This is a genomic window from Maricaulis sp. B-26 (assembly GCF_056857855.1).
Map to the genome: position 1 here is coordinate 1 of NZ_JBSXNX010000024.1, position 24,885 is coordinate 24,885.

The 24,885-nt window shown below is 65.3% G+C and carries 29 protein-coding genes; 14 read left to right on the forward strand and 15 right to left on the reverse strand.

The window, feature by feature from the left end; translation table 11 throughout:
* Positions 1 to 505: 505 nt before the first annotated feature.
* Positions 506 to 2,419 (reverse strand): cobaltochelatase subunit CobT, encoded by a 1,914-nt coding sequence (gene cobT, locus AC13HB_RS10600; RefSeq protein ID WP_482949724.1) that lies wholly within the window; start codon positions 2,417 to 2,419, stop codon positions 506 to 508.
* Between the two features lie 129 nt (positions 2,420 to 2,548).
* Between cobT and AC13HB_RS10605 the strand changes: the two genes are divergently transcribed.
* Both AC13HB_RS10605 and AC13HB_RS10610 read left to right on the forward strand, forming a co-directional pair.
* Positions 2,549 to 2,824, forward strand: a complete 276-nt coding sequence (locus AC13HB_RS10605; protein WP_482949725.1) for a hypothetical protein — start codon at positions 2,549 to 2,551, stop codon at positions 2,822 to 2,824.
* A gap of 82 nt (positions 2,825 to 2,906) precedes the next feature.
* Entirely contained in the window at positions 2,907 to 3,773 is an 867-nt protein-coding gene (locus AC13HB_RS10610; protein WP_482949876.1) for a flagellin, read from the forward strand.
* Positions 3,774 to 3,790: 17 nt separating this feature from the next.
* On the opposite strand, the gene AC13HB_RS10615 is transcribed toward AC13HB_RS10610, so the two are convergent.
* The 6 genes from AC13HB_RS10615 to AC13HB_RS10640 form a co-directional block, all read right to left on the reverse strand.
* On the reverse strand, positions 3,791 to 4,690 hold the full coding sequence (locus tag AC13HB_RS10615) for a histone deacetylase family protein (RefSeq protein ID WP_482949726.1): 900 nt from the start codon (positions 4,688 to 4,690) through the stop codon (positions 3,791 to 3,793).
* Positions 4,691 to 4,742: 52 nt separating this feature from the next.
* Complete coding sequence (cobS, locus tag AC13HB_RS10620) at positions 4,743 to 5,732, reverse strand: cobaltochelatase subunit CobS (RefSeq protein WP_482949727.1); 990 nt, start codon at positions 5,730 to 5,732, stop codon at positions 4,743 to 4,745.
* A gap of 127 nt (positions 5,733 to 5,859) precedes the next feature.
* Complete coding sequence (locus AC13HB_RS10625) at positions 5,860 to 6,219, reverse strand: hypothetical protein (RefSeq protein WP_482949728.1); 360 nt, start codon at positions 6,217 to 6,219, stop codon at positions 5,860 to 5,862.
* Between the two features lie 117 nt (positions 6,220 to 6,336).
* On the reverse strand, positions 6,337 to 6,774 hold the full coding sequence (locus tag AC13HB_RS10630; protein ID WP_482949729.1) for a hypothetical protein: 438 nt from the start codon (positions 6,772 to 6,774) through the stop codon (positions 6,337 to 6,339).
* 68 nt (positions 6,775 to 6,842) lie between these two features.
* Positions 6,843 to 7,334, reverse strand: coding sequence for a hypothetical protein (locus AC13HB_RS10635; protein ID WP_482949730.1), 492 nt, complete (start codon positions 7,332 to 7,334; stop codon positions 6,843 to 6,845).
* A gap of 64 nt (positions 7,335 to 7,398) precedes the next feature.
* The gene (locus AC13HB_RS10640; protein WP_482949731.1) at positions 7,399 to 8,013 is read right to left on the reverse strand and encodes a J domain-containing protein; all 615 of its coding nucleotides are present in this window, start codon (positions 8,011 to 8,013) and stop codon (positions 7,399 to 7,401) included.
* A gap of 65 nt (positions 8,014 to 8,078) precedes the next feature.
* On the opposite strand from AC13HB_RS10640, the gene AC13HB_RS10645 reads away from it, so the two are divergent.
* Positions 8,079 to 8,348, forward strand: a complete 270-nt coding sequence (locus tag AC13HB_RS10645) for a BolA family protein (protein ID WP_482949732.1) — start codon at positions 8,079 to 8,081, stop codon at positions 8,346 to 8,348.
* 1 nt (position 8,349) lies between these two features.
* Here AC13HB_RS10645 and AC13HB_RS10650 read toward each other — a convergent pair whose 3' ends face one another.
* From AC13HB_RS10650 to AC13HB_RS10660, 3 genes are read right to left on the reverse strand one after another with little or no spacing between them, the layout of a single operon-like run.
* Positions 8,350 to 9,639 carry an HlyC/CorC family transporter gene (locus AC13HB_RS10650; RefSeq protein WP_482949733.1) on the reverse strand — a complete coding sequence of 430 codons (1,290 nt, stop codon included), beginning with the start codon at positions 9,637 to 9,639 and terminating at the stop codon, positions 8,350 to 8,352.
* Positions 9,636 to 10,739, reverse strand: coding sequence for a 3-dehydroquinate synthase (gene aroB / locus AC13HB_RS10655; RefSeq protein WP_482949734.1), 1,104 nt, complete (start codon positions 10,737 to 10,739; stop codon positions 9,636 to 9,638). Before aroB ends, AC13HB_RS10650 begins: the two co-directional genes overlap by 4 nt.
* The gene (locus AC13HB_RS10660; protein ID WP_482949735.1) at positions 10,736 to 11,263 is read right to left on the reverse strand and encodes a shikimate kinase; all 528 of its coding nucleotides are present in this window, start codon (positions 11,261 to 11,263) and stop codon (positions 10,736 to 10,738) included. Before AC13HB_RS10660 ends, aroB begins: the two co-directional genes overlap by 4 nt.
* A gap of 119 nt (positions 11,264 to 11,382) precedes the next feature.
* Between AC13HB_RS10660 and AC13HB_RS10665 the strand changes: the two genes are divergently transcribed.
* The 4 genes from AC13HB_RS10665 to AC13HB_RS10680 all read left to right on the forward strand — a co-directional run bounded on the left by AC13HB_RS10665 (position 11,383) and on the right by AC13HB_RS10680 (position 15,166).
* Positions 11,383 to 11,523: a hypothetical protein gene (locus AC13HB_RS10665; RefSeq protein ID WP_482949736.1), complete on the forward strand. Its 141-nt coding sequence runs from the start codon at positions 11,383 to 11,385 to the stop codon at positions 11,521 to 11,523.
* A complete protein-coding gene (locus tag AC13HB_RS10670; protein ID WP_482949737.1) occupies positions 11,492 to 13,153 on the forward strand; it encodes a hypothetical protein in 1,662 nt (553 codons plus the stop codon). The genes AC13HB_RS10665 and AC13HB_RS10670 overlap by 32 nt, the downstream gene beginning before the upstream one ends.
* Positions 13,150 to 14,082 (forward strand): site-specific tyrosine recombinase XerD, encoded by a 933-nt coding sequence (locus AC13HB_RS10675; protein ID WP_482949738.1) that lies wholly within the window; start codon positions 13,150 to 13,152, stop codon positions 14,080 to 14,082. Before AC13HB_RS10670 ends, AC13HB_RS10675 begins: the two co-directional genes overlap by 4 nt.
* Before the next feature lie 103 nt (positions 14,083 to 14,185).
* Positions 14,186 to 15,166 carry an acetyl-CoA carboxylase carboxyltransferase subunit alpha gene (locus AC13HB_RS10680; protein WP_482949739.1) on the forward strand — a complete coding sequence of 327 codons (981 nt, stop codon included), beginning with the start codon at positions 14,186 to 14,188 and terminating at the stop codon, positions 15,164 to 15,166.
* Here AC13HB_RS10680 and AC13HB_RS10685 read toward each other — a convergent pair whose 3' ends face one another.
* Together AC13HB_RS10685 and secA are read right to left on the reverse strand one after the other, a co-directional pair.
* On the reverse strand, positions 15,167 to 15,628 hold the full coding sequence (locus AC13HB_RS10685) for a GNAT family N-acetyltransferase (RefSeq protein ID WP_482949740.1): 462 nt from the start codon (positions 15,626 to 15,628) through the stop codon (positions 15,167 to 15,169).
* Positions 15,628 to 18,492: a preprotein translocase subunit SecA gene (gene secA, locus AC13HB_RS10690; protein WP_482949741.1), complete on the reverse strand. Its 2,865-nt coding sequence runs from the start codon at positions 18,490 to 18,492 to the stop codon at positions 15,628 to 15,630. The genes AC13HB_RS10685 and secA overlap by 1 nt, the downstream gene beginning before the upstream one ends.
* 204 nt (positions 18,493 to 18,696) lie before the next feature.
* Here secA and AC13HB_RS10695 point away from each other — a divergent pair, with 204 nt between their 5' ends.
* The 3 genes from AC13HB_RS10695 to AC13HB_RS10705 are packed head-to-tail and all read left to right on the forward strand — an operon-like array spanning position 18,697 to position 20,271.
* On the forward strand, positions 18,697 to 19,650 hold the full coding sequence (locus AC13HB_RS10695) for a peptidylprolyl isomerase (RefSeq protein WP_482949742.1): 954 nt from the start codon (positions 18,697 to 18,699) through the stop codon (positions 19,648 to 19,650).
* Between the two features lie 49 nt (positions 19,651 to 19,699).
* The gene (mutT, locus tag AC13HB_RS10700; RefSeq protein WP_482949743.1) at positions 19,700 to 20,116 is read left to right on the forward strand and encodes an 8-oxo-dGTP diphosphatase MutT; all 417 of its coding nucleotides are present in this window, start codon (positions 19,700 to 19,702) and stop codon (positions 20,114 to 20,116) included.
* A complete protein-coding gene (locus AC13HB_RS10705) occupies positions 20,113 to 20,271 on the forward strand; it encodes a Flp family type IVb pilin (RefSeq protein WP_482949744.1) in 159 nt (52 codons plus the stop codon). The genes mutT and AC13HB_RS10705 overlap by 4 nt, the downstream gene beginning before the upstream one ends.
* Before the next feature lie 18 nt (positions 20,272 to 20,289).
* On the opposite strand, the gene AC13HB_RS10710 is transcribed toward AC13HB_RS10705, so the two are convergent.
* Entirely contained in the window at positions 20,290 to 21,207 is a 918-nt protein-coding gene (locus AC13HB_RS10710) for a methyltransferase domain-containing protein (RefSeq protein ID WP_482949745.1), read from the reverse strand.
* On the opposite strand from AC13HB_RS10710, the gene AC13HB_RS10715 reads away from it, so the two are divergent.
* The 4 genes from AC13HB_RS10715 to AC13HB_RS10730 are packed head-to-tail and all read left to right on the forward strand — an operon-like array spanning position 21,206 to position 23,570.
* Positions 21,206 to 22,021 carry a ComF family protein gene (locus AC13HB_RS10715; protein ID WP_482949746.1) on the forward strand — a complete coding sequence of 272 codons (816 nt, stop codon included), beginning with the start codon at positions 21,206 to 21,208 and terminating at the stop codon, positions 22,019 to 22,021. The genes AC13HB_RS10710 and AC13HB_RS10715 overlap by 2 nt on opposite strands.
* 19 nt (positions 22,022 to 22,040) lie before the next feature.
* On the forward strand, positions 22,041 to 22,298 hold the full coding sequence (gene grxC / locus AC13HB_RS10720; protein ID WP_482949747.1) for a glutaredoxin 3: 258 nt from the start codon (positions 22,041 to 22,043) through the stop codon (positions 22,296 to 22,298).
* A gap of 10 nt (positions 22,299 to 22,308) precedes the next feature.
* Complete coding sequence (locus AC13HB_RS10725; protein WP_482949748.1) at positions 22,309 to 23,151, forward strand: carbon-nitrogen hydrolase family protein; 843 nt, start codon at positions 22,309 to 22,311, stop codon at positions 23,149 to 23,151.
* Positions 23,148 to 23,570 (forward strand): DUF1178 family protein, encoded by a 423-nt coding sequence (locus tag AC13HB_RS10730; RefSeq protein WP_482949749.1) that lies wholly within the window; start codon positions 23,148 to 23,150, stop codon positions 23,568 to 23,570. The genes AC13HB_RS10725 and AC13HB_RS10730 overlap by 4 nt, the downstream gene beginning before the upstream one ends.
* Here the strand turns inward: AC13HB_RS10730 and AC13HB_RS10735 are convergent.
* Together AC13HB_RS10735 and AC13HB_RS10740 are read right to left on the reverse strand one after the other, a co-directional pair.
* Positions 23,567 to 24,337, reverse strand: a complete 771-nt coding sequence (locus AC13HB_RS10735) for an anti-sigma factor family protein (RefSeq protein WP_482949750.1) — start codon at positions 24,335 to 24,337, stop codon at positions 23,567 to 23,569. The genes AC13HB_RS10730 and AC13HB_RS10735 overlap by 4 nt on opposite strands.
* On the reverse strand, positions 24,334 to 24,849 hold the full coding sequence (locus AC13HB_RS10740) for a sigma-70 family RNA polymerase sigma factor (protein WP_482949751.1): 516 nt from the start codon (positions 24,847 to 24,849) through the stop codon (positions 24,334 to 24,336). Before AC13HB_RS10740 ends, AC13HB_RS10735 begins: the two co-directional genes overlap by 4 nt.
* Positions 24,850 to 24,885 lie beyond the last annotated feature (36 nt).

The window sequence follows — 24,885 nt, forward strand, 5'->3', positions numbered from 1 at the left end:
GGGGGTGTGGGGAGTACGGAGCCTGCCCGTCTCTGCTGACTGACCAAAGCAGGGCCCGGTGGTGGCCATCGGTTCGGAGAGGCAGCAAAAGCGCTGACTGTCTGTCCAGACCGGTTTCGAGAGGGAGCCCGTGAGGGCTCCGGTAAATCTCCGTGTGCAGGGTCGTTCCCGATGCCACACAGCAAAACTCACCAGTTCCGGCATCGCCGGACGCCCTGCACCCCTCATACCGCCAGGCGGAAGCGCCGTGGCGCCAGTCGTGTTTCGTCCTCCCCCGCCGGGGGAGGTGTCCCGAAGGGACGGAGGGGGATGGTACAGGATGAAGCGCCGATTACCCCCATCGACCCGCCGCTTCGCGCCGGCCCACTTCCCCCGGCGGGGGAAGACGAAAGAGGCACTGGAAAGCGCGACTGCGCGCCGGCCCTTATGGGCCGCCCCATCGGAGGCGTCCGCCAAGCGGACTGCCGTGAGATCGAACAGATTTCCCGGGGGAAGACGAAAGGCGCTAGACCCGGCCGCCGACTCCGGACCAGACCGCGCGCTTGAGCTCGCCGGTTGCAGACGCCGGGCCGCTGGAGAAACCGCTGCCGCCTCCACCGTCCTCGTCAAACAGGGCCGCGAGCTGGTCGGTCATGGCGCCGCCGAGTTGTTCGACGTCGTTGATGGTCACGGCGCGGCGGTACCAGCGGGTGACGTCGTGACCGATGCCGATGGCCAAGAGCTCGACTTCGGAGCGGTTCTCGATCTGCGCGATCACCTCGCGCAGATGGCGTTCCAGATAGCCGGCGGAATTGGCCGACTGGGTGCCGTCATCGACCGGGGCACCGTCGGAGATCACCATCATGATGCGGCGCTGTTCCGGGCGGGCCGACAGGCGCTTCCAGGCCCAGAGCAGGGCTTCGCCGTCGATGTTTTCCTTCAAGAGGCCCTCGCGCATCATCAGGCCGAGATTGACCCGGGCGCGGCGCCAGGGCGTGTCGGCGGCCTTGTAGATGATGTGACGCAGATCGTTGAGCCGGCCCGGATGAGGCTGTTTGCCCTCGGCCAGCCATTGCTCCTTCGAGCGTCCGCCCTTCCAGGCCTTGGTGGTGAAGCCGAGCACTTCGGTCTTCACGCCGCACCGCTCCAGCGTGCGGGCGAGGATGTCGGCGCAGGCCGCGGCCACCATGATCGGCCGGCCGCGCATGGAGCCGGAATTGTCGATCAGCAGGGTGACGATGGTGTCGCGGAATTCGGTATCGCTTTCCTGCTTGTAGGAAAGCGGCAGGGTCGGATCGGCAATGACCCGGGCCAGGCGGGAACTTTCCAGCACGCCCTCTTCGAGGTCGAACTGCCAGGAGCGTTCCTGCTGCGCCATGAGGCGGCGCTGCAGCCGGTTGGCAAGGCGCCCGACGACCTGGTCGAGGCCTTTCAGCGTATTGTCGAGATAGCGGCGCAGGCGCTCCAGCTCTTCTGTGTCGCACAGATCCGGCGCCTGGATGACCTCGTCGAATTCGCGGGTGAAGATCTTGTAGGCCTTGGCGTCGCCTTCGCCGGAAGGCTGCCAGTTCGGACGCATGGCGGTCTGGGCGGCGCCTTCGTCGTCCATCGCGTCGACGCGGGTATCCGCATCGTCCGTGTCGGCATTGATCTCTTCCTCGTCGCCGGCCGTACCGGCGGCGTCGGGCGTTTCCGGCTCGTCGCCGTCCTGGGCATCGGACTGGTCGTCCTCGCCCGTGCGCTGTTCGCGGTCGACGCCTTCATCCTCGTCTTCGGGATTGTCGGACTCTTCCGGGTCGCCGCCGAGCTCGTCGGCCAGGTCGAGATCCTGGATCACGGTCCGCAGCAAGTCCGCGAAAGCGTCCTGGTCGTCGGCGTTTTCCGCCAGGGCGTCGAGGGAGAGACCGGCGAGGCCTTCCATCTGGTTCCGCCACATTTCCATCAGCCCGGCCGCTTCGGGCGGCACGGGCCGACCGGTGATACGCTCGCGTACCAGCATGGCCAGGGCCTCTTCCATCGGAGCCCCCTGGCGGTCCTCGACGCGCTGCCAGCCCTTCTGCTTGCAGCGCTGGACCAGGGCAGCATCGAGATTGTCGGCCATGCCCCGCATGTCACGGGCGCCGATCCCCTCGACCCGGGCCTGCTCCGCCGCATTGAAGATGGCGCGTGCCGTCGCGCCGGGCGGCAGAGCCTTCTGGTGCGCGGCCTCGTCGTGATAGGCGAGCCGCAGGGCCAGCGCATCGGCCCGCCCGCGCACCGTTGCGGCCGCCGCCCTGGACGGCTCGGCGCCGGGATTGGGCAGCACGATGCGGCCGCCGGACAGGCCGGCGACTTCGCCGCCGAAGCGGATATCGACGTCCTTGTCGTGAGCGATGGCCCGCGTGGTGATGGCGAGGGCACGCTTGAAGGCGTCGGGATCGGAATTGGGCGGCTGACTCATGAGCTTCAACCTAATCCATTCAACGCCGAATGCGAGACCGGATGTCGGTTCTGGCGCGTCAAGGCGTCACCTTGCTCCCAAGCCCGGGATGTGTTGCCCTGCCTGGTACAGAAGCCTGGAGGATACCCCATGAAACAGGCAGACCTCGACACGATCCTGCTCGATCCGGCCGACCGGTTCGAGAACCCCGAAGCCGTCCTGAAGGCCGGCGATCTGGATCGCTCGGAAAAGATTTCGATCCTGCGCCGCTGGCTCTACGACGCCAACGAGGTTGCCGTCGCCGAGGAAGAGGGCATGAGCGGCCCGCCGCCGGAACTCGTCCGTCGCATTTCGCTCGCCCTGGAGAGCCTCGGTTTCGAGGGCGGTACGTCCGGACCCTCAACGACCAAGCAGGGCGGCGCCTAGAGTGCCGTCGTAAACGACTCGCTAACCGAAATGCCGGAAGCTCATCCGGCACGAGTCCGCGCGAAGACGGGCTTCAATCTTGGTGGCGAGTGACGGCGGGATGGGCTTTTCGGTCAATTCCATGGCCGGCGTGACGTCCGCGTTGCGGCATATCGACAGCCTGCAGCGAGAAAGCGCTCCGATCTACGAACGGATCGCGACCGGACTGAAAGTCGGCGATGCAAGCGATGACGGCCGGACCTGGGCGATGGCCCAGGGTCTGCGCGCGTCTCATCGCGCGCTCGGCACCACGGTGAATTCCATCGATCTGGGCATTGGCGTCGTAGAGACGGCGCTGGTTGCCACCGAAGGCATTTCCGATCTCATGATCGAAATGAAGGAGAAGCTCGTCGCCGCCACCGACGAGACGCTCGACGACGCCAGCTGGCGTGCCCTGATGGAGGAATACGTCATGCTGGGCAATCAGGCCCAGCGCCTGGTCGAGAATGCCAGTTTCAACGGCGCCAATCTGCTTGAAGCCGGCGCCTCCGACTACAGCGTGCTCGTTGCCGCCAAGCCCGACCAGATCATGACGATCGCGGCGGAGGACCTCTCCGATGGCGGAGGCTTGTTCGACAGCGCCTTTCCCGGCGGCCTGCCGCAGGACGACAGCTCGGCCCTGACCACGCGGCCGACCAAGACCATGGTCGATGCGCTGGACGCCTCCATCGACGCTGTCAATGCTGCGGCGACCCGTTTCGGTGTCGGCCTCAAGGCGCTCAACGTGCATCGCGGGCTCGTGGTGAAGCAGGCCGATATCACCGAGCAGGGCATCGGCAATCTGGTCGATGCTGATCTCGGACGCGAAAAGGCGCGTCTCGAATCGGCGATGGTGCGCGAGGAACTCGGGATCAAGGCGCTCTCGATCGCCAATCGTGCGCCTCGCATCATCCTGCAATTCTTCCAGTAGCCTGCCCTGACGGCGCGCTAGAAACCGTAGAGCCGCTTGGCGACGCGATAGGTGTTGGCATAGGCCTCCACACTCGCTCCGATCGGCTCGGCATATCCGCCGCCGATACCCATCGAAACCGGAATCCCGCGTGCCTTGCAGGCCGAGAGCACGAGCATGTCGCGCTGCATGAGGCCGTCATGCGTCAGCGCCAGGCGGCCGAGCGTGTCCTCTTCCAGCGCGTCGACGCCGGCCTGATAGAGCACGATGTCCGGCGCGAAGGCGAAGACCTCCGGCAGATGCTGTTCGAGCGTGGCCAGATACCCTTCATCGTCGAGCCGGTCGGGCAGGGGAATGTCGAGATCGCTGACCGTCTTTCGAAAGGGGAAATTCTTCTCGCCGTGCATGGAAAAGACGAAGGTCCCGGTATTGCCGGCGAGGATGGCGCTATTGCCGTCGCCCTGGTGGACATCGAGATCGATGATCGCCACCCGTCTCGCACGTCCGGTCTCTATCAGACGCAGCGCCGTCACCGCGAAATCATTGTAGACACAATAGCCAGCGCCGAAATCGCGATGGGCGTGATGCGTTCCGCCGGCGAGCTGGCCGGCGATCCCGTCCTCCAGCGCCGCTTCGGACGACGCGATCGCCCCGCCGACCGTGGCGCGGACGCGCCGGACCAGGCCCTTTGACCAGGGAAAGCCGATACGGCGGATGGCGGCAGGGTCGAGTTCGCCGCGCTCGAAGGCGGCGATGTAGTCCGGACAATGGGCCCGCTCGAGGTCTTCCGTTTCGGCCAGGGGCGATACGTGCAGCTGACCGGGCGCGAGGATTTCGTCCGCGATCAGCCGCTCGCGCAGCATGGCGTACTTGCTGCCCGGAAAACGATGCGTATCCGGCAGCGGCAGATGGTAGGTATCTGAATGAAAGACCTTCATCGCGGCGCCCAGTCTAGGGCAGAGGGCGCCGCGGGGAAGGGCATGGCAGCGTTCAGGCCGCGCTGACGGCCTGTTTCACCGGCGCTTCCGGCAGGTCCTTCGCAAAAACGCGTTGATACATCTCGGCAATCACCGGGCGTTCCAGCTCGTCGCACTTGTTCAGGAAGGTCAGGCGGAAGGCATGGCCGAGATCGCCGAAAATCTCGTAATTCTCGGCCCAGGTCAGCACGGTCCGCGGGCTCATCACGGTCGAGATGTCACCATTGATGAAGGCTTCGCGGGTCAGGTCGGCGACCTTGACCATGTCCTCGACCGTCTTCTTGCCCTCGTCGTCCGCAGCCAGCCTCTTCATCTTGGCCAGCACGATGGCATTTTCGGTTTCGCGCGGAAGATAGTTCAGCGTGGAGACGATGGACCAGCGGTCCATCTGGCCCTGGTTGATCTGCTGCGTACCGTGATAGAGGCCCGTCGTGTCGCCGAGGCCGATCGTGTTGGTCGTCGCGAAAAGGCGGAAATAGGGGTGCGGACGGATCACCTTGGTCTGGTCGAGCAGGGTGAGCGAGCCCGAGGCTTCCAGAACGCGCTGGATCACGAACATCACGTCCGGCCGGCCCGCATCGTATTCGTCGAACAGGAGGGCGACGGGACGCTGCAGGGCCCAGGGCAGGATACCTTCCTGGAACTCGGTGATCTGCTTGCCGTCCTTCAGCACGATGGCGTCCTTGCCGACCATGTCGATCCGGCTGACATGGCTGTCGAGGTTCACGCGGACCATCGGCCAGTTGAGGCGCGCGGCGACCTGCTCGATATGGGTCGACTTGCCGGTGCCGTGATAGCCCTGGATCATCACGCGACGATTATAGGAAAAGCCCGCAAGGATGGAGCGCGTCGTGGCCGGGTCGAAGACGTAGTCCGGGTCGATCTTGGGCGTATGCTCGTCGGCGACCGAGAACATCGGCACGTCGAATCCGGCATCGAAGCCGAACAGGGCCTGCGTGTCGGCTTTGGCGTCGGGGGCGGAAAGGGGAAAATTATCGCTCATCGAACCGGTCTTTATCGGGCTGGTGCATCCGTCATTGGCCGCGGATGCGTTTCGGACATGTCTGGGAGGTATCGCACGCCCGTTGCCGCTTCAAGTCAATGGCCGCAGGCCAGGATGACGCAGCCCGTCAGTGGTGCCGGTAGATCACCGGAATGAGCAGGCCGATAACGAGCAGCTCGACGATCATGACGACCGTCTCGAGATCGCCGGTATAATAGGGCGATCGCGTCAGGTCGAGCCAGATGCCGATATGAACCAGCACGGCGAGGCCGAGCAAAGGCGGGCCGACCTTGCGTTTGAAGGCCGAGCTCAGACTGCCCGTCAGGACGAGCGCCATGCCCAGATAGAGCCGGACGATGAAGACCGGGTCCGTGGACGCCAGGGCCGAGGGGAAATCGATCCCGAAGAGCGGCTGCGTCCATGTGCCTGTCAGGCTGGCCGTGATGATTACGCACCACCCAGCTGCATAGACGCACAGTAGTGCCATCAGGACGAGCGCTGTCCGAAACAGCCAGGGCGGGGTGTCGAAATGGGGCGGCAAAGGGGGCATGGAGAATCTTGCTTGTCTTTGCGGGAAGCAGGGGCGATCACCGGGCCGACCAGCCTAGTCTCCGCCTTCGTCAGCCCGGAAGGCATAGCGGTATTGAAGACCAAGCGCGAGCAGGCCCAGTCCGAGGAAGATGAAGCCGGGTCCGCCTTCGTAATAGGGCGACCCTACACGTTCCACCCACACGGTGATGTGAAGGGCGGCGCCTGCGGCAAAGATGATCCAGCCGGCCCGCGGCCAGACGAGACTTGTGGCAGCGCCTGCCGCTACGGCCAGAATGGTGGCGTAGACCTGGATCAGTTGTCGGAGCGAGAGCGCGCTTACGGCTCCGGGAAGGTCGACGCCGAGAACGGGCGATGTCCATGCGCCGTACAGCGTCGCGCTGATCATCACGCCCCAGGCCAGCGCATAAAGGCCGACGCTGAGCATGAGCGCCGTCGCCGCTATCCGGATCTTGCTGGTTTCCTCGGAGAGGCGGCGAGAGAGATCGGTCATGTGCGGCCTGTCTCCGGAGCTGTCGCGGTTGCGAAAGCGGACAGTTTATCATGGGCCCGATTGAGCGCCTATCTGCCTTGGCCCGGCCTCGAGGGGATGCGGGAAGTGCGTTTCAGCCTGGGCGTATCCTCGGTTACCAGAAGGATGGCGCCGATCATCACGAGGCCGAGGATTTCGATGAAGACGAAAACCGCGCCGAACTGGCCCTGGTAGTAGAGGCCGGTCGCGAGCTGCACCCACAGCGAGATGTGAGCAAGCGTGGCCAGGCTGAAGGCGACCAGCCCGGCCGGTTTTCGAAAGGCGCATAATATCAGGCCGAGCGGCGCGAGCACGCCGGCCATCAGAAGCCGGACGATGAAGAAGCTACTCGCGCGTTCGAAGGCGGAGACGACGTCGACACCCAGAACAGGTTTGTGCCAATGGCCGGTTTCGATCAGCAGATAGAGTCCGGACCAGGCGCACAGATAGACTGTTCCGAAAAACAGGAGCACGAGCCCGAACGGGAAGGCCCAGAGTCTGTAGTCCAGAAATTTCAGGCGCTGCGCACGGGTCTGTGCCATGCATCCCCCGGGATGTGTCGATCTTGCTGGCTAGGAGGTGCGAGTTGACAAACCGTATACGTCGTCAGGCCATGCCGGCATTCTTGAGGATCTGGTAGGCCGCGATGACGCGCCCCAGATGCTCTTCGCTCGACCGGTCGCCGCCATTGGCATCGGGGTGGAACTGCTTGACCAGTTCGGCGTAGCGCTTGCGGACCTTGGACGGTTTCACGTCGGCGTCCAGACCCATGGTTTCGAGCGCTTTCGATTGCAGTCGGCCCATCGATTTTTCGCGCGGGGCTTCCTTGTGCGGATCCGTCCTGTCCCCGAAAAGGCCGAACGGGTCGGAAAAACCGTCCCCGAAATCGCGACTCGCGCGGGAGGCCTTGGCGCTGGCCGAATGGGTGTTGCGCCAGCTCCAGGTCGGCCGGTGTCCGTAGGCAGCGCTCTCGCGATAGGCCTGGGCGGCGTTTTCGCTCATGCCTTCGAAGAAATTCCAAGACTTGTTGTATTCGGCCGCGTGACTCTGGCAGAACCAGTAGAAGTCGTTCAGCTGATCGCTCGATTTCGGCGCGCGGCTGTCGCCGTGCTTTCGGCAGCCAGGCCATTCGCAGACACGCTCTTCCGGAGCCGGCTCGTCCTTGGGCGGCTTGATGCGGATGTCCTTGAACCGCGGCTTGTACTGGAAGGCTTCCGACATGATGACCAATTATGGGGATCGAGTTGTAAAGCGGCAATGAAGCCGATGCGGAAAAGGACGAGAATATGGGTGTTATACGGGACCGGATCGAGGCGCGGCTGCAGGAAAAACTGTCGCCGGAGCGGCTTGTCGTCACCGATGACAGTCATCTCCATGCCGGTCATGCCGGTGCGCGGCCGGAAGGGGAGAGCCATTTCACGGTCGACATCACCGCCCGGGCCTTCGAAGGCGTAAACCGGCTCGGGCGTCACCGCCTGGTCAATGAGGCGCTGGAGACCGAGCTGGCAGGGCCGGTCCATGCACTGGTGATCAAGGCGAAGGCGCCCGGCGAATAGGTCAATCCGCCAGCGGCGCCTGATCATCGGGACTCGCCGCGACGCGCAGCCGGGTGATCTGGTTGCGGCGGCGCTCGACGACTTCGAAGCGGGCACCATGGAACTGGAAGACCTGTCCGCGCTCCGGAATGGTCTGGGCTTCGTGGATGACGAGGCCCGCGATCGTGACCGCTTCCTCGTCCGGTAGCTCCCAGTCGAGCGCACGGTTGAGATCGCGGATCGGCAGCGTTCCTTCGACCAGCCAGACGCCGTCGCCCTCCTGCTGGATGCCCTCGACGGCGATATCGTGCTCGTCCTCGATGGCGCCCACGATCTCTTCGAGAATATCCTCGAGCGTGACCAGGCCCATCAGGGCACCGTACTCATCGACGACGAGGGCGAAGTGTTCGCGCTTTTCGCGGAAGGCGTTGAGCTGATCGAGGACTTCCGTCGTCTCCGGAACGAACCAGGGATCGCGCCGCAGCGCCATGATGTCGACCATGGAGGCATCGCCGTCCGCCTCGTGCAGGGCCCTGGCCATGTCGCGCACATGCAGCACGCCGATAATGTTCTCATTGTCGCCCTGGTAGAGCGGCAGTCGGGTGTGCGGGCTGTGCAGGGCTTCGGTCACGATCTCGACGGCGGGTTTGTCGGCATCGAGCATGACGATGGATTTGCGGTGCACCATGATGTCGTCGACCGTCAGCTCGCGAAGGTCGAGCACGCCGCCCAGCATGTCGCGGTCGTCCTTGACCACGCTGCCTTCCTCATGGTGCAGGGCGATCGCGCCGCGCAGCTCGTCATGCGCCGACAGGACCGGGCCTTCGACATTGGCACCGAAGAGTTTGAGCGTGCCGCGGACGACCATCTGCACGGCCCCGACCACAGGTGCGAACACGCGGACCACGATGAGGATCGGGCGCGAGACAGCGAGGGCGAACCGGTCCGGGTTGGACAGCGCATAGGTTTTCGGCATCACCTCGGCGAAGACGAGCACGAGCACGGTCATGACCAGGGTCGCCCAGATCACGCTGTTTCCGCCCAGTATCTGTTCGAAGAGCTGACCGGCGATCATCGAGGCGGCGATATTGACGAGGTTGTTGCCGAGCAGGATGGCGCCGAGCAGGCTCTCCCCGTCGCCGATCAACCGGTTCACCCGCGCCGCGCCCGGATTCTTGTCGCGTTCCAATTGGAGCATGCGAGCCCGAGAGGTCGCGGTCAGCGAGGTTTCCGATCCGGAGAAGAATGCGGACAGGCAGAGCAGGCCGGCAATGGTGAGGGCCGGTCCGAGCAGGGTCCAGTCGAGGCTCATTTGAGCTGGGTCTCCATGAAATCAATCAATTCGGCCTCATCGGCCGCACTATCGATATAGGCTTTTCCGATGCCGCGCGCGAGGATCAGGGTAATGTGTCCGTCGCGGTTCTTCTTGTCGTCGCGCATGCGGTGAACGAGCGAGGTCGCATCCCAGTCGGAATGGGCCAGTGCTTTCGGGCCATCGGGCAGACCGACGGCACGCAGATGGGCTTTGACCCGGTCCGCATCGGTGTCCGGGCAGACGCCGCAGCGCACCGAGAAGGCGAAGGCCAGTGCCAGGCCGGCGGCGACGGCTTCGCCGTGCCGTATCGCATCCTTGGGAGCATCGGCCTCAAGGGCATGCGCGAAGGTGTGGCCAAGATTGAGCAGGGCGCGCGAACCGGCCTCGCGCTCGTCTTCAGCCACGATGCGGGCCTTGAAAGCCACGGCAGCCGCGATCGCGGCATTCAGCGTTTCGCCCTCCAGTGCGGCGGGCCCGGCGGATTCGAGACGATCGAACATGTGCGGATCGCCGATCAGGGCCGCCTTCACGATTTCCGCATAACCGGCCCGCTGTTCTCGCGGCGGGAGCGTATCGAGCAGGGCGGTGTCCGCGATCACGAGGCGCGGTTGATGGAAGGTGCCGGCGAAATTCTTGCCGTGCACCGTATTGATGCCGGTCTTGCCGCCGACCGAGCTGTCGACCTGGGCCAGCAGGGTGGTCGGTATCTGCACGAAGTCTATGCCGCGCTTGGTGATGGAGGCTGCGAACCCGGTGAGATCGCCGATCACGCCGCCGCCGAGTGCGATCACCGGCTCGCTGCGTTCGATATGGCGGTCGAGGAAGGCTTCGACCAACGTTTCCAGACCCGACCAGCTCTTGGTGCGCTCGCCGGGTTCCAGGATGACGGGATCGACACGGAGGCCGGCGCGCTCGAGCGTGTTGGAGACGGTCTCGAGATGCAGGCCCGCTACGGTCCGGTCACTCACAAGAATGGCCCGGCCGCGCGGGAACAGGGCGGCGAGCCGTTCGGCATTGGCCGTCAGGGCGTCCCGTCCGACGACGACCTCGTAGCTTCGGTCGCCGAGACCGACGGGAACGGTCAGCAAGTCACTCACGCCTTCGCCTCCCGGGCGCTCAGAGCTTCAAGTATCCGGTCCAGCGTCGCCTGGTGGGAGCCGGTGGACGCGTCAAGATGGATGTCTGCCTCTGAATAGGCGGGTGTGCGGGCATCGAGCAAGCGTTGCAGAACCTCGACCGGGTCGTTCTCGCGCAGCAGGGGGCGCGTATTGCGGCGGGATACGCGCCGGACCAGTGTCGGAATGTCCGCCTGCAGCCAGATCGAGATCGCCGTCGCCTTGACGCGTTCGCGTGTCTGCGGATCCATGAAGGCTCCGCCGCCGAGCGCCAGGACGAGGGGCGGTTCTTCAAGCAGGCGCGCAATAACCTTGCGCTCGCCATCGCGGAAAGCCGGCTCGCCGAAATCGGAAAATATCTCGCTGACGCTGCGCCCGGCCGCGGCCTCGATCTCTTCGTCGGAATCCCGGAACGGCATGTCGAGGGCGCGCGCGAGGCGCCGCCCGATCGTCGATTTGCCCACCCCCATCAGGCCTATCAGCACGATGGAGCGATCCGGTTTCACTGCATGGCTCATGTCTAGCGGTATAAACGGTCTGGAAATCGCCGCAATCGCCGTTAGGCTCGTCGCGGATATGGCACGCAGTCCAGTCGCGTGCGCGAAATGGCCATGGAGCGGTGTTTATGCGGGGTTTCCTGTTCGGAGTGGTGGCGCTCGGTGCGCTGGTCGCAGTCGGGTTCGGGGCCCTGGTTCTCATCGCCAATGGCCTGGAACCGACCCGGGAGAGTGTGAGTGTCCAGCTGGAAGACGATTTCCCGCGCTAGCGGGCTGACCGCGGTTCTCGTCGCGGCACTGGCCGGACCGGACACGTCTGGTGCGGCCCTGGCGCAAGACCCGATCGAGGTCGAGCAGCTCGACGCGCTCGACCCGCTGGAGGTCAATCTGGGCGGAGCCGCCCTGGGCAATGTCATCTGGCAGCGTTCCGGACGCGATACCGCTGCGGCCGCGCTGCGCGCGCTGCCCGACCCGGACAGCGGATCCTATGACAGCCCGGCGCTCGCCGATCTGGCACGCCAGGTCCTGATGTCGGGCGGTCAGCCGCCTGCCGGCGGCCGTGGCGACGACGCGCTCGCTACGCTGCGGGCGGAACGCCTGCTTGCCGCAGCCGGCCCTTATGACGCCTTCGACCTGCTCGACCGGACCCCGCGCCTCTACAACATGAACGCGCTCGGTGCCCTGCATGCTGAACTCGGCTTTGCGATCGGCGAGGACGAGCGGGCTTGCCAGACCGCCAATGCGATGATGGTGGGGCGCGATGAAGCCTTCTGGCTCCGCGCACGTGCCTTCTGCCTGGCTCTGGAAGGGCAGGATGCCGCTGCGGAACTGACCGCCGAGCTGGCCCGGGGCCAGGGCGCCGATGCCGATTACGATGCTCTCCTTTACGCCATCACGCTCGGGCAGGTACCCGCCACCGGTGACGTCACGGCGGACAGCGGGCTCGACTGGGGCATGGTGCGGACCGTCGCGCCGGACCTGGCGGCAGACGGCGCGTTCGACGGGCAGGGGCCGGCCTGGCTGAAACGCCATATTGCCGATGGGCAGCAGGTCCCGGCGGCCGCTGTGACCGAACCCGCCGCGATGCTGGAGGAGGCCCGTGCGGCGGAGGGCGAGACGCGCGGCGAATTCCTGCGTGCCCTGTCGGCCCAGTCCATGGATCGCGATATCGCCGGTGTGGCGCTGGGGCTGATGCTCGCCGATGCCGCCGAGGCCGGTGCCTTTATCGAGACGGCCCGCGAATATGGCCGCGAAATCGGCAGCGTGCCGGTCAGCGCTGCGACGCTGGATCATGGATACGAGCTGGCCATGGCCGCTCTGGTTACCGGCAATCTGTCCCTGGCCGAGCGCTGGCGCAATGCGCTCATCGACGGTCCGCCCAAGCCGGAACCGCAACCCGTCGCCGTCGTGGAAACGCCGGAGGGGCTGGCCACGCCGGTCGTGCCCGACCCGGTCGAACCGTCCGCGCCGGCTTGGGAGCCGCCGAGTCCGCGCCGCATGGTGGCGCTGGATCTCGCGCTCGCCATCGCTTCGGACCGCATGAGAGGCGGCGGTTTCGATGCCGTCATCGCTGCCTGGGACGAAAGCCAGGGTGCCGATGTGCTGGCGGACCGCCTGGCACTGGACCGGCTGGGCGTGCCCGCACCCACCTCGCTCCGCACAGCCCTGCTGGCACAGGAAGACATGGCCGCCACACCTCTGGCTTCGGCGATGGATCTGGCCGCTCGTGCCGGCGCTCGCGGTGAAGCGGCGCTTCTGGCGGTGGCGATCCTCAATGACGAGCGTTTCGCCTCGTCGCCGGATCTGTTCGCTCGTGCAATCGACGCGCTCGACGCGGTCGGCCTGCGCCGCCATGCGCTCGCTATCCTGACCGAGCGTGTGGTCGAGAGGGCGATGTGAGCGACAGCCGGGAGATCGCGCTCTTCCTCGACATGATGGCGGCCGAGCGGGGTGCCGCACGCAATACGCTCGATGCCTATCGGCGCGATCTGGATGATGTCGCGGCCCGGCTCGCAGCCCGGGGATCATCGCTTGCCAGGGCCGCGACGCCGGATCTGGAAGCTGTACTTTCCGGGTTCGCGCGCGACGGCCTCGCTGCATCGACAGCTGCACGCAGGTTATCCGCGATGAAACGCTTCTATCGCTTCCTGCTGTCGGACGGCCGCCGCGCCGACGATCCCGCGACGCCGCTCAAGGCGCCGCGCAAGGGACGGCCTCTCCCGAAAGTCCTGTCCGAAGCTGATGTGGACGCGCTGTTCGACGCCGCCGCTCGATTGCCCGGTCCGGCCGGCATCCGTACACGCGCACTGCTGGAAGTCCTCTATGCGGGCGGGCTTCGCGTCAGCGAACTGGTGACCCTGCCGCTCAACGCCTTCGTGCGAGCGGAGCGCTGCATTCATGTGACCGGCAAGGGCGGGCGCGAGCGGCTGGTTCCGCTGACCGAGAATGCCTTGGACGCGGTCGCGGCCTACAAGGCTGTCCGAGAGGCGCACCTGCCCGCCGACAAGGTGCGTGCCGGCAAGGCACAGCGTTTTCTCTTTCCGTCCCGCACGGCAAAGTCGGGTCATCTTACCCGTGAGCGTTTCGCGCAGATACTCTCCGATCTCGCCGTCGCAGCGGGGATGGACCCGGGCAAGGTTTCGCCGCACGTCTTGCGGCACGCCTTCGCGACGCATCTCCTTGCCCACGGCGCCGATCTGCGTTCGGTGCAGACGCTGCTCGGTCATGCCGATGTGTCCACCACCCAGATTTATACGCACGTTCTTGATGAGCGTTTGAAAACGCTGGTCGAAACCGCACATCCATTGGCACGAAAGGATGACGTCTGAGGCGCGGTTGACGTGTGCGTAAGGACGGCTGTTGAGGCTTGTTCCCGTGCGCAGGGCTCGTTAGTTTGCCCGCTCTTTTTGCGTTCAAAGGCGTTGGCAAGGCATGTCCGACCCCACACGTACCTATCTCGATTTCGAGCGGCCCCTGGCCGAACTGGAAGCCAAGATCGAAGAGCTGGAGACGCTCTCCGGCCGGACCGGCGATGATGCGCCGGATACCGCCGAGGAGACGGCGCGCCTGCGTCAGAAGGCGTCCGAACAGCTCGCTTCGCTCTATTCCAAGCTCGACCCCTGGCGGAAGACCCAGGTCGCCCGTCATCCGGAACGGCCGCATTTCCGTGATTACCGCAAGGCGCTGATCGAGGATTTCGAAGAGATGTGCGGCGATCGCCGCTTCTCCGAAGACGCCGCGATCGTTGGCGGGCTGGGCCGTTTTCGCGGCCGCTCCGTGGTCGTGATCGGCCATGAGAAGGGTCACGACACGGAAAGCCGTCTGAAGCACAATTTCGGGATGGCCCGCCCGGAAGGCTATCGCAAGGCGATCCGGCTGATGGATCTGGCCGAGAAGTTCGACCTGCCGGTCCTGACCTTCGTCGATACGGCGGGTGCCTATCCCGGCCTCGGCGCCGAGGAGCGCGGCCAGTCCGAAGCCATTGCCCGCTCGACCGAGCGCTGCCTGACGCTGGGTACGCCGCTGATCTCGACGATCACGGGCGAGGGCGGCTCCGGCGGTGCCGTGGCACTGGCCTCGGCCAATGTCGTGATGATGCTGGAACACTCGATCTATTCGGTGATTTCGCCGGAAGGCTGCGCCTCCATTCTCTGGAAAGACAGTGCCCGGTCCAAGGATGCGGCCGGTGCCATGAAGATCACCGCGCCGGACCTGCTCGAGATGAAAATCGTGGATCAGGTGATCGACGAGCCGATCGGCGGCGCCCACCGGCATGCCCAGGAAACGATGCGGGCTGTCGGCAATGCCATCGAATCCCATCTCAACCAGATGGATGGCATGTCCGCAGCGGATCTGCGCAAGCAGCGCCGCGAGCGCTTCCTGGCGATCGGCAGGACGCTGCCTGGCGCCTAGCTAGAGCACCGCTTCCAGCCAGGGCAGTTCCCGCCCCTTGAAGACGTCCGATGGACGCATGCTGACGCGGCGTGCGCCCATATGGATGTAGGCCGGTTCCGCATAGGGATCGGACAGGATGGTCATGACCGTGTGGCCGAGGGCGCGCAGCTGGGCCTTGGCATGTTCGTAGAGGTCGCGCCCCACGCCTTTTCCGATCGCCTCCGGTGAAATGAAGAGCAGGTCCAGCGTTCCGCTATGTCCGTCCGGGTCGATCTGGCAGACGCCGAGCAGCGTACCGTCCGCGTCTTCGGCCACGGTCGTATGACCTGCGGCGACGGCTTCCGGAGTGACTTTCAGATAGGGGGAGACGGCCGCCATGAAGGCGGCGTCATAACCCCAATAGGCCTTGGATTTCAGGCAGAGCCGGGAGAGCGTCTCCTCCTCGCCCGGGCGGGCAGGGCGAAGACGCACCATGCTCATCAGGCGTTCTGGGCGCCGATCGCGCCGTGGCACTGCTTGTATTTCTTGCCGGACCCGCAGGGGCAGGGCGCATTGCGGGCGACACGGCCCCAGGTCTCCGGCTTCGACGGATCGACCGGTGTCGAGACCCGGCGCTGGGTCGGCGCGACGCGCGGCGCGACCGGACCGGAGCCCGGCTCGTCCATCTCGTTGCGGCCCGTGCGCGGATCGATATGCGTCGCCTTGACGTCTTCCGGCGCCTTGGGCGGTGCCGGCGCCCGCTCGAAGCGCAGCAGCATGAGCTGTTTGGTCACTTCGCCGCGCAGATTGTCCATCATGCGCTCGAACAGGGTGAAGGCCTCGGTCTTGTACTCGTTGAGCGGGTTGCGCTGGGCGTAGGAGCGCAGGCCGATCATGGAGCGCATGGCTTCCAGGTTCTGCAGGTGCTCGCGCCAGTTGATGTCGATGGCCTGGAGCAGGATCGACTTCTCGATGCGGCGCATCAGCTCGGGGCCGGCATTGGCGGCTTTTTCCGCATAAGCACGATCGGCAGCTTCCAGCACGCGTTCGAGAATTTCCTCGTTGGCGATCCCCTCTTCCGCAGCCCACTCGCGGACCGGCAGATCGAGGCCGAATTGCAGTTTGAGCTCGGTCTCCAGACCTTCGCTGTCCCACTGGTCGGCATAGGCTTTCGGCGGAATATGCTCTTCCACGAGATCTTCCGCAGACGTATGGCGCATATCCTTTATGACATCGGCGACATCGTCGGCGGTCATGAATTCGATGCGCTGCTCGAACACGGCCTTGCGCTGGTCGTTCATGACGTCGTCGTATTTGAGGACGTTCTTGCGGATATCGAAATTGCGCTGCTCGACCTTGCGCTGGGAGGTTTCCAGGGCCTTGGACATCCAGGGATGCTGGATGGCCTCGCCCTCTTTCATGCCGAGCGTGCGCATGATGCCGTCCAGACGCTCCGGCGCGAAAATGCGCAGCAGGTCGTCCTGGACGGAGATGAAGAATTTCGAGCGGCCCGGATCGCCCTGGCGGCCCGTCCGGCCGCGCAGCTGGTTGTCGATCCGGCGGCTTTCATGGCGTTCGGTGGCCAGCACGTAGAGGCCGCCGGCGTCGAGCGCCTTTTGCTTCTTCTCGGCGACGTCGGCCTTGATGGCCTCGAGTTCCCTGGCAATTTCGGTTTCGGTCGGCGTCTTGCCGGCTTCTTCCTGTGCCTTCTTCCACTCTTCCAGACGCATCTCGACATTGCCGCCGAGCTGGATGTCTGTACCGCGACCGGCCATGTTGGTGGCGATCGTCACGGCGCCCGGCACGCCGGCCTGGGCGACGATGAAGGCTTCCTGCTCGTGATAGCGCGCATTGAGGACCTTGTGGTCCAGCGGCAGCATGGCGAGCATTTCCTTGAGCGTATGGTCGACCGGGCGGGCTTTCTTCTCGAACTCGGCCTTCGTGGCATCGTCCTTCGGATAGAGATGTCCCAGCATTTCGCGGAACATCTTCTTGTCGGTCATCAGCCGGTCGAGAATCTCGGACTTCTCGATCGAGGCCGTGCCGACGAGGACCGGTTGGCCGCGCTTCTGGCAATCGACGATCTCGTCGATGATGGCGGCGTATTTCTCGGCAAGGGTCCGGTAGACTTCGTCTTCCTCGTCGATCCGGGCGATCGGCTTGTTGGTCGGGACTTCGACCACGCCGAGCTTGTAGATCGAATGGAATTCGTCGGCCTCGGTCAGCGCCGTACCGGTCATGCCGGCCAGCTTGCCGTAGAGGCGGAAATAATTCTGGAAGGTGACGGAGGCCAGCGTCTGGTTTTCCGGCTGGATGTCCACGCCTTCCTTGGCCTCGATCGCCTGATGCAGGCCGTCGGAGAGGCGTCGGCCCGGCGTCATGCGGCCGGTAAATTCGTCGATCAGGACGACGGCACCGTCCTTGAGTATGTAGTCCTTGTCCTTGACGAAGACCTTGTGCGCCTTGAGCGCCTGGTTGACGTGGTGGACGACGGCCACGTTCTCGACGTCGTAGAGATCGCCTTCCTTCAGAAGGTCGCGTTCCTTCAGGAGACGCTCGATTTCCTCATTACCCTCTTCGGTGAGGAGAATGGAGCGCGACTTTTCGTCGATTTCGTAGCAGTCCTCGTCCAGCAGCGGGATGAGGGCGTCGATCGTCTTGTAGAACTCGGTCCGGTCTTCGGTCCGGCCGGAAATGATCAGCGGCGTGCGGGCTTCGTCGATCAGGATGGAGTCGACCTCGTCGACGATGGCGAAGGCGTGGCCGCGCTGCACCATCTCCTCGGTCGAATACTTCATGTTGTCGCGAAGATAGTCGAAGCCGAGCTCGTTATTGGTCGCGTAGGTGATGTCGCAGGCATAGGCCTCGCGGCGTTCCTCGTCGGACTTGCCGTGAGAGATCACGCCCGTGGTCATGCCGAGCTGGGCATAGACCTTGCCCATCCATTCGGCGTCGCGCGTAGCGAGATAGTCGTTCACGGTGACGACGTGCACGCCCTTGCCGGGAAGCGCGTTGAGATAGACGGGCAGGGTGGCGACAAGCGTCTTGCCTTCGCCGGTCTTCATTTCGGCGATCGAGCCTTCATGCAGCACGATCCCGCCGAGCATCTGTACGTCGTAGGGGCGCAGGCCGAGCGCGCGCTTGGCCGCTTCGCGTACGGCGGCGAAGGCTTCCGGCAGGAGATTGTCGAGCTTCTCGCCCTTCTCGATCCGCTCCCTGAATTCCGCCGTCTTGGCTTTCAGGGCGTCGTCGGAGAGTGCTTCGAACTCCGGCTCCAGCGCGTTGATCTTTTCGACCGTGGGCCGCAGGCGGCGGATTTTACGGTCATTCTCGGTTCCGAAGATCTTGCGGGCTATGGACAGCATGTGCTCTGGCTTTGCGAACTACGGCGTATTGGCGAACTATGACAAGCCGACTGCCGGCGTTCGAGGATCGTCCCGACCGCCGAGGACGCCGACATTGCTTTGAAACGTCATGGTGACTTAAGGATGGGGCTGGTACGTGTCAATCAAGCGGCGCGGCAGCGCGCCGACGACAAATGGCCGCAAAGGAAGACAGGCGTGGGCTTTTTGCGTTTTTCAGTCGGACTGCTTCTTGTGGCGGCGCTGACCGCTTGCGGCCCCGAGCCGCGCCGTACGGCCGAGGATTTCGCGCCGGCCGAACCGGCCATTTCGCCGGACGAACTCGACCCGGTGGTTGCGCGTGTCGACGGCACGGTCATCCGCCGGTCTGACGTGGAACGGGAGGCGCTTGCCCAGGCCGACGGCGAGGAAGTGACACCGCCCGAGCCCGGAAGCGAGACATTCGACCGCGTGCTGGAAGAATTGATCGACCAGCGCCTGCTTGCGCTGGAAGCCCGCCGCCGGGGCCTGCATCGCTCGGAGGAAGCGCGCCGGCGCCTCGCGCTCGCCGAGGAGCGTATTCTCGGCAATGTCCTGGTGGAGACCGCGCTCGCCGATGCGGTGACGGACGAACGCATCCAGCGCATCTATGAAGAGCAGATACGTCTTATCCCGCTGGGCGAGGAAGTCCGGGCGCGCCATATCCTCGTGGAGACCGAGGCCCAGGCCGACTCGATCAAGCAATTGCTCGACGAGGGACGGGATTTCGCCGAGCTCGCCGTGGCGATGAGCGAAGACCGCGCGACGCGGCTCGAGGGCGGGGATCTGGGTTATTTCACGCGGGACGGCATTCTGCCCGCCTTCGGCGCGGTGGCCTTCAACACGGCGGAAGGCGAGATATCCGAGCCCTTCCGTACCGAGTTCGGCTGGCATCTTCTCATGGTCGTCGACCGTCGCCGCCAGCCGCCGCCCTCGCTCGAGGTGCTGCGACCCAACATCATCCGCTTCTATACCTTCGATCAGCTCGAAGCCCTGGTGGACGAATTGCGTAGCGAGGCGGAAATCGAACGCCCCGACCTGCCGCTGACGGTCGATCCCTCAGCGGCCGGAGCGTCCGAAGAGGCTGTGGAGGACGGTTCCGCACAGCAGCCGGACGCAGACAATGTCGCCGATCCGGGTTAGTGGCGCTTAACCGCGTTTCTCCATCTGTCTTTAAGGGAGTTCGGCCATCATGTCTGTTGGTAGCCCCAAGCCGGTGCTTTACGTCGCCGCCTGTGCCTTGCTGGATGTGGATGGCCGCATTCTCATCGCCAAGCGTCCCGAGGGAAAGGCAATGGCCGGGCTCTGGGAATTCCCCGGCGGGAAGATCGAGCCGGGGGAGACGCCGGAACAGGCAGTGGTGCGTGAGCTGCGCGAGGAATTGACGGTCGAGCCGTGCGAGCGGTGTCTCCATCCCTTCGCTTTCGTCTCTCACGCGTATGACGACTTCCACATCGTCATGCCCTTCTTCCTGTGCCGGACATGGGACGGCTTTCCCCATCCGACAGAAGGCCAGGAGATCGCCTGGGTGCGAAAGGAACGGCTGACGGATTATCCGATGCCGGCCGCCGATCGCCCCCTCGCGGCGGAACTGAGAGACCGGTTATGAAGACGCTGATCAAGTTCTGGAATGACACGCGCGGCGCGACCGCGATCGAATACGGGTTGATCACGGCCCTGATCGCTCTGGCGATCATTGTCGGGCTGACCGCGGTCGGACCGGCCCTGATCGGGGCCTTCAACAATGCCGGGTCGGCTTTCTAGCCACGCTCGCAGCGGGCTTTACCGGCCCGCTTTTTCTCCGAGAGACTGTTCCTTGACGCCCAGGGCGTCGGCCAGACGATGCGTGGCCGACCCGGGGCGTTTCGGCTTGGGCTGATCCGGATGCGGCGCCCAGCCGGCGGCATGCACGATCTCGAAACTGGCCCTGACGCGGCCATCCTCATCGGAAAAGCGCTCCGCATAGATCTCCGCCGCACGGACCAGGAGCCGGCGCGTCGCTGGCGTTCGCGGGCGCTCCGCAAGTACCGAGGTCTCGCCCATACCCCGCAGATCCCGCATCAGGTCGAACATCGTGTCGTAGCGCACCGTGACCCGGTCGATATCGGCCACCGGCATGGCGAAGCCCGCGCGCTGCAGCAGGGCCGCCATGTCGAACGTGCCGGCAAAGGGGGATACCCGCGCGCTGGCACCGCCGCTCAACTCGCTTTCCGCCGCCAGCAGGCTCTGGCGCAACTCCGTCAGGCTCGCTCCGCCGGGCAGGGCGCAGGCGAAGAAGCCGTCGGGCTTGAGGGCGTGATTGATCTGAACGAGCACGCCCGGCAGGTCGTTGGTCCAGTGCAGGCCCCAGGGCGCCAGTACCAGATCCAGGCTTTCGCTGGCGAAGGGCAGGGCTTCCTCGTCGATCACGGCGGCGGGCACGTCGAGGCTGGCGGCGACCGAAGCTGCGAGATCGGTCTGGATGATGTGTCCCGCCTTGGAGTTGGCCGGGCGTCCGGCGATCTGCGCGGCTAGGCCGGGCCCGCCGCCGATAATGGCCGTGCGCTCGAAATCCCGCGTCACGCTCTCCACGCGATCGCAGATGTCCTCGAAAGCGCGTTGCGCTAAAAAGTTGTATTCGGCAATCTTGCCTGCAGCGCGATTGCGGCGCGCGCGCAGCAGGCGCCGGTCGAAGAGGAGCGGAGGAGTGTCGTCGGCCATGACGCGGATATGCCCCGCGCGGGAGCGGAAAAAAAGGTCTCTTGCTGAACTCGCCGGCCGGAGTCCGGTTTTCGGGCGGGCGGCCCGATGGCTCGCGGACGCCGTCTGGCCCCCGGTCTGCCCGGTCTCCGGCGAGCCCGTCGACATCAGCGGGCGGCTGGCGCCGGAGAGCTGGCAGGGACTGACTTTCCTGGATGATCCGGTGTGCCGGCAATGCGGCCTGCCCTTTCCCTATCCGGGGGGAACCGGCTCGCAATCGGGTGCGCTCTGCGGTCCGTGCATCGCCGATCCGCCGCGCTTCGATATGGCCCGGTCGCCGCTGCTCTACGACGACGCTTCGCGTCCGCTCGTTCTCGGCTTCAAGCATGGCGGGCGCCGGGACATGATCGCGCAATTCGCCCGGTGGATGGCCATGGCGGGGCGCGACTGCCTCGACGGTGCCGACCTGATCATGCCCGTGCCGCTTCACTGGCGCCGTCTGCTGGCGCGGCGCTACAACCAGTCGGCCCTGCTCGGTGCGGCGCTTGCGAATCTCGCCGGCCTGCCGCTGGACACGGACACGCTTTTGCGGCGCAAGCCGACGCCCAGCCAGGCGGGCAAGGCGGTCCGGGCCCGCCGCCGCAACATGGCCGGCGCTTTCCATGTGACCGATCGCGAGGCTGCTGCGGGACGTAGCGTCGTTCTGGTGGATGATGTTTATACGACCGGCGCCACGGTCGCGGCCTGCGCGGGCGTGCTGCGCCGCGCCGGGGCGCGCGAAGTCCGGATTGTGACATTGTGCCGTGTTGTCCGCACGCGCGACGCCACTATCTAGTGAGCCAAAGGAGTTTTTCATGGCTGACGTGACTATCTATACTCGCCCGATGTGCGGTTTTTGCGTGCGGGCCGTTTCGCTCTTGAAGAAGAAGGGCGTAGCGTTCAACGAGATAGATGCCGGTTTCGACCAGGCCAGGCGCGCGGAAATGGTCCAGCGCGCCAATGGCGCCAATACCTTCCCGCAGATTTTCGTCGACGACATGCATATCGGCGGCTGCGACGACATGATGGCACTGGAACGTGCCGGAAAGCTGGACGCCCTGCTGGCGTCCTGACGGAGGCCCGATGGCAAAGCTCGATATCGCGCTGGTCCAGATGCGGTCGGGGACCGACCCGGCCGCCAATATCGTCGATGCCTCGGAACTGATCCGCGCAGCGGCGGTAACCGGTGCGCGCCTGGTGGCGACGCCGGAGACCACGCATCTCGTCCAGAAGGATTTCCGAGAGGCGCAAAAGCATTTGCAGCCCCAGGAGCGTGAGCCGGCGGTCGGCATTTTCGCAGATCTCGCGCGCGAGCTGGGCATTACCCTGCTGATCGGCTCCATGGCGGTCCGTGTGGACGAGCATCGCGCCGCCAATCGAAGCTTCCTCTTCGGTCCCGACGGCTCGCTGGTGGCGACCTATGACAAGGCGCACATGTTCGATGTGGGTCTGGGCAAGGGCGAAACCTATCGCGAGAGCGACAATTACCGGCCCGGCGACCGGCTCGTCACGGCAGAGGCTGAGGGCGTCCGGCTTGGCCTGTCGATTTGCTATGATGTTCGCTTTCCCTATCTCTACCGCCGCCTGGCCCAGGCCGGCGCCGAGGTGCTGACCGTGCCGGCGGCCTTCACGCGCCCCACGGGGCGTGCTCACTGGGAGGTGTTGTTGCGTGCGCGGGCGATCGAGACCGGAAGCTATGTCATCGCACCGGCCCAGGGTGGATTGCATGAGGACGGTCGGCGCACCTGGGGGCACTCCCTGGTGATCGGGCCCTGGGGCGAAACGGTCGCGCAGATCGAGGATGACGAACCCGGCGTGCTGACCGCCGTGATCGACACGGACAAGGTCGCCGAGGCCCGCCGCCGCATCCCGGCCCTGACCCATGATCGCGGCCTCGCCGGCCCGGGTGCCGGAACCGCGGAATGATCAAGTACGCGCTTCTCTGCGAGAACGACCATGCCTTCGAGGCATGGTTCTCCAACTCGGATGCTTTCGACGGGCAGGCACGCCGCGGTCTGGTGGAATGTCCCGAATGCGGTTCTGTCTCCGTGCGCAAGGCTCTGATGGCGCCCGCGGTCTCGACGGCCCGCCGCAAGCAGGCCTCCGCCGAGCGGCAAATGGCCGAGATGGCGTCACAGGTCCGCGCTCATATCCGCAAGAATTACGATTATGTCGGCGAGGATTTCGCCACTGAAGCCCGCGCCATCCATGACGGCGCAAAGCCGCAGCGGCTGATTTACGGCGAGGCGACGCCCGAAGAGACGCAAAGCCTGGCGGATGAGGGCGTTCCGGTAACTCCGCTGCCAGACGTGCTGGCACCCACGCCGCCGAAAAAGCTGAACTAGCCGCCGGGCGTTTCCCAGCCGGATTCCAACAGGCTCGCTTCGCGCTCCGGGGCAAAGGCTTCGCCCTCGATCCGGGCATCGACGGCGTCGAGTATGGCGACCGGCATGCTGCTGGACGCGGTCCGCACGATCGGCGCCGGGCCTCCCCTGACCGGGGCCGTCATCTCGACGATCCATTGCCCCTCGGTACGGCAGGCAAGGCCGGCCGTCTCGCCCTGTACGAAATTGCGGCAGAAGCGCCCGTCGCGGTCCCGGAAGGTGAGCTGGATCCCGGTGCCGGTCGCGCCGAACTGACCGCCGGATGGCTGCGCCTCCAGTGCGCGGGCCAGCTGGCCCGCCGCGACGGGCCGGCCGCTCTCCATTTGAATGAAACTGCCCGGGCTGCCACCCAGACGTCCTCCGATCAGAAGGCCGAGAACGAGACTGGCCGCGATTGCCCCATAGGCCATCCAGCGCCCGCCACCGGCAGGCGCCGGAACCGGCCGCCGCCGCTCGAAGGCGACGACCGTGTCGTCCCCGGTATCGCCCGTATCCGGCTCGGTCGAGGCGCCCCTTCGCGCCCGTACCAGATTGGCCAGGGCGTCGGGAACCGGTTCCTGCGAGACCGTGTCGAAGGTCTCGCGCAATTGCTGGCCGACCGAGCGCATGGCGTCGACGCGTGCGGCGAGGTCCGGATCGGACTCGATCGCATCGGCGATGCGGGCAGCGTCCGCATCGTCCAGCTCTCCGTCGACATAGGCCATCAGGGTTTCGGTATCGATCGTCATCTCGTCTGCTCTCCTGCGGCCGGGGCGAGGATCGCCTCCAGCGCCTGACGGCCCCTGGCGAGGCGGCTCGTCAGCGTTCCCATCGGCACGTCCATGACGCTGGCGGCCTCCTTGTAGGACAGGCCTTCGACGAGGACGAGCGCCACGGCGAGCCGCTGCTCGTCCGGCAGCGTCTCCATGGCCGCCTCGACGGACATCATCCGGACCGTCTGTTCGAATCCCGGATCGTCCGCGCCCACATTGTCGCCCGCTTCGGGCGGAGCGTGAAACCGTCCGCGGCGCTGCCGCGACCGGGTCTCGTCGATCCAGGCGTTCTGCATGATGCGATACATCCAGCTGTCGAGCCGTGTTTCGGGCTTCCATTGTTCCAGTCGGGCGAGCGCGCGTTCCAGTGCGATCTGGGTCAGATCGTCGGCGTCCGCCTCGTTGCGGGACAGGGAACGGGCAAACCGGCGCAGCCGCGGGATCAGGCCGATGATCTCGTTTTCCAGCTGCCGCGTTCTTGCCGCCATGTCCTGATCCGATAACGTCTGGAAGAAAGCGTTTCT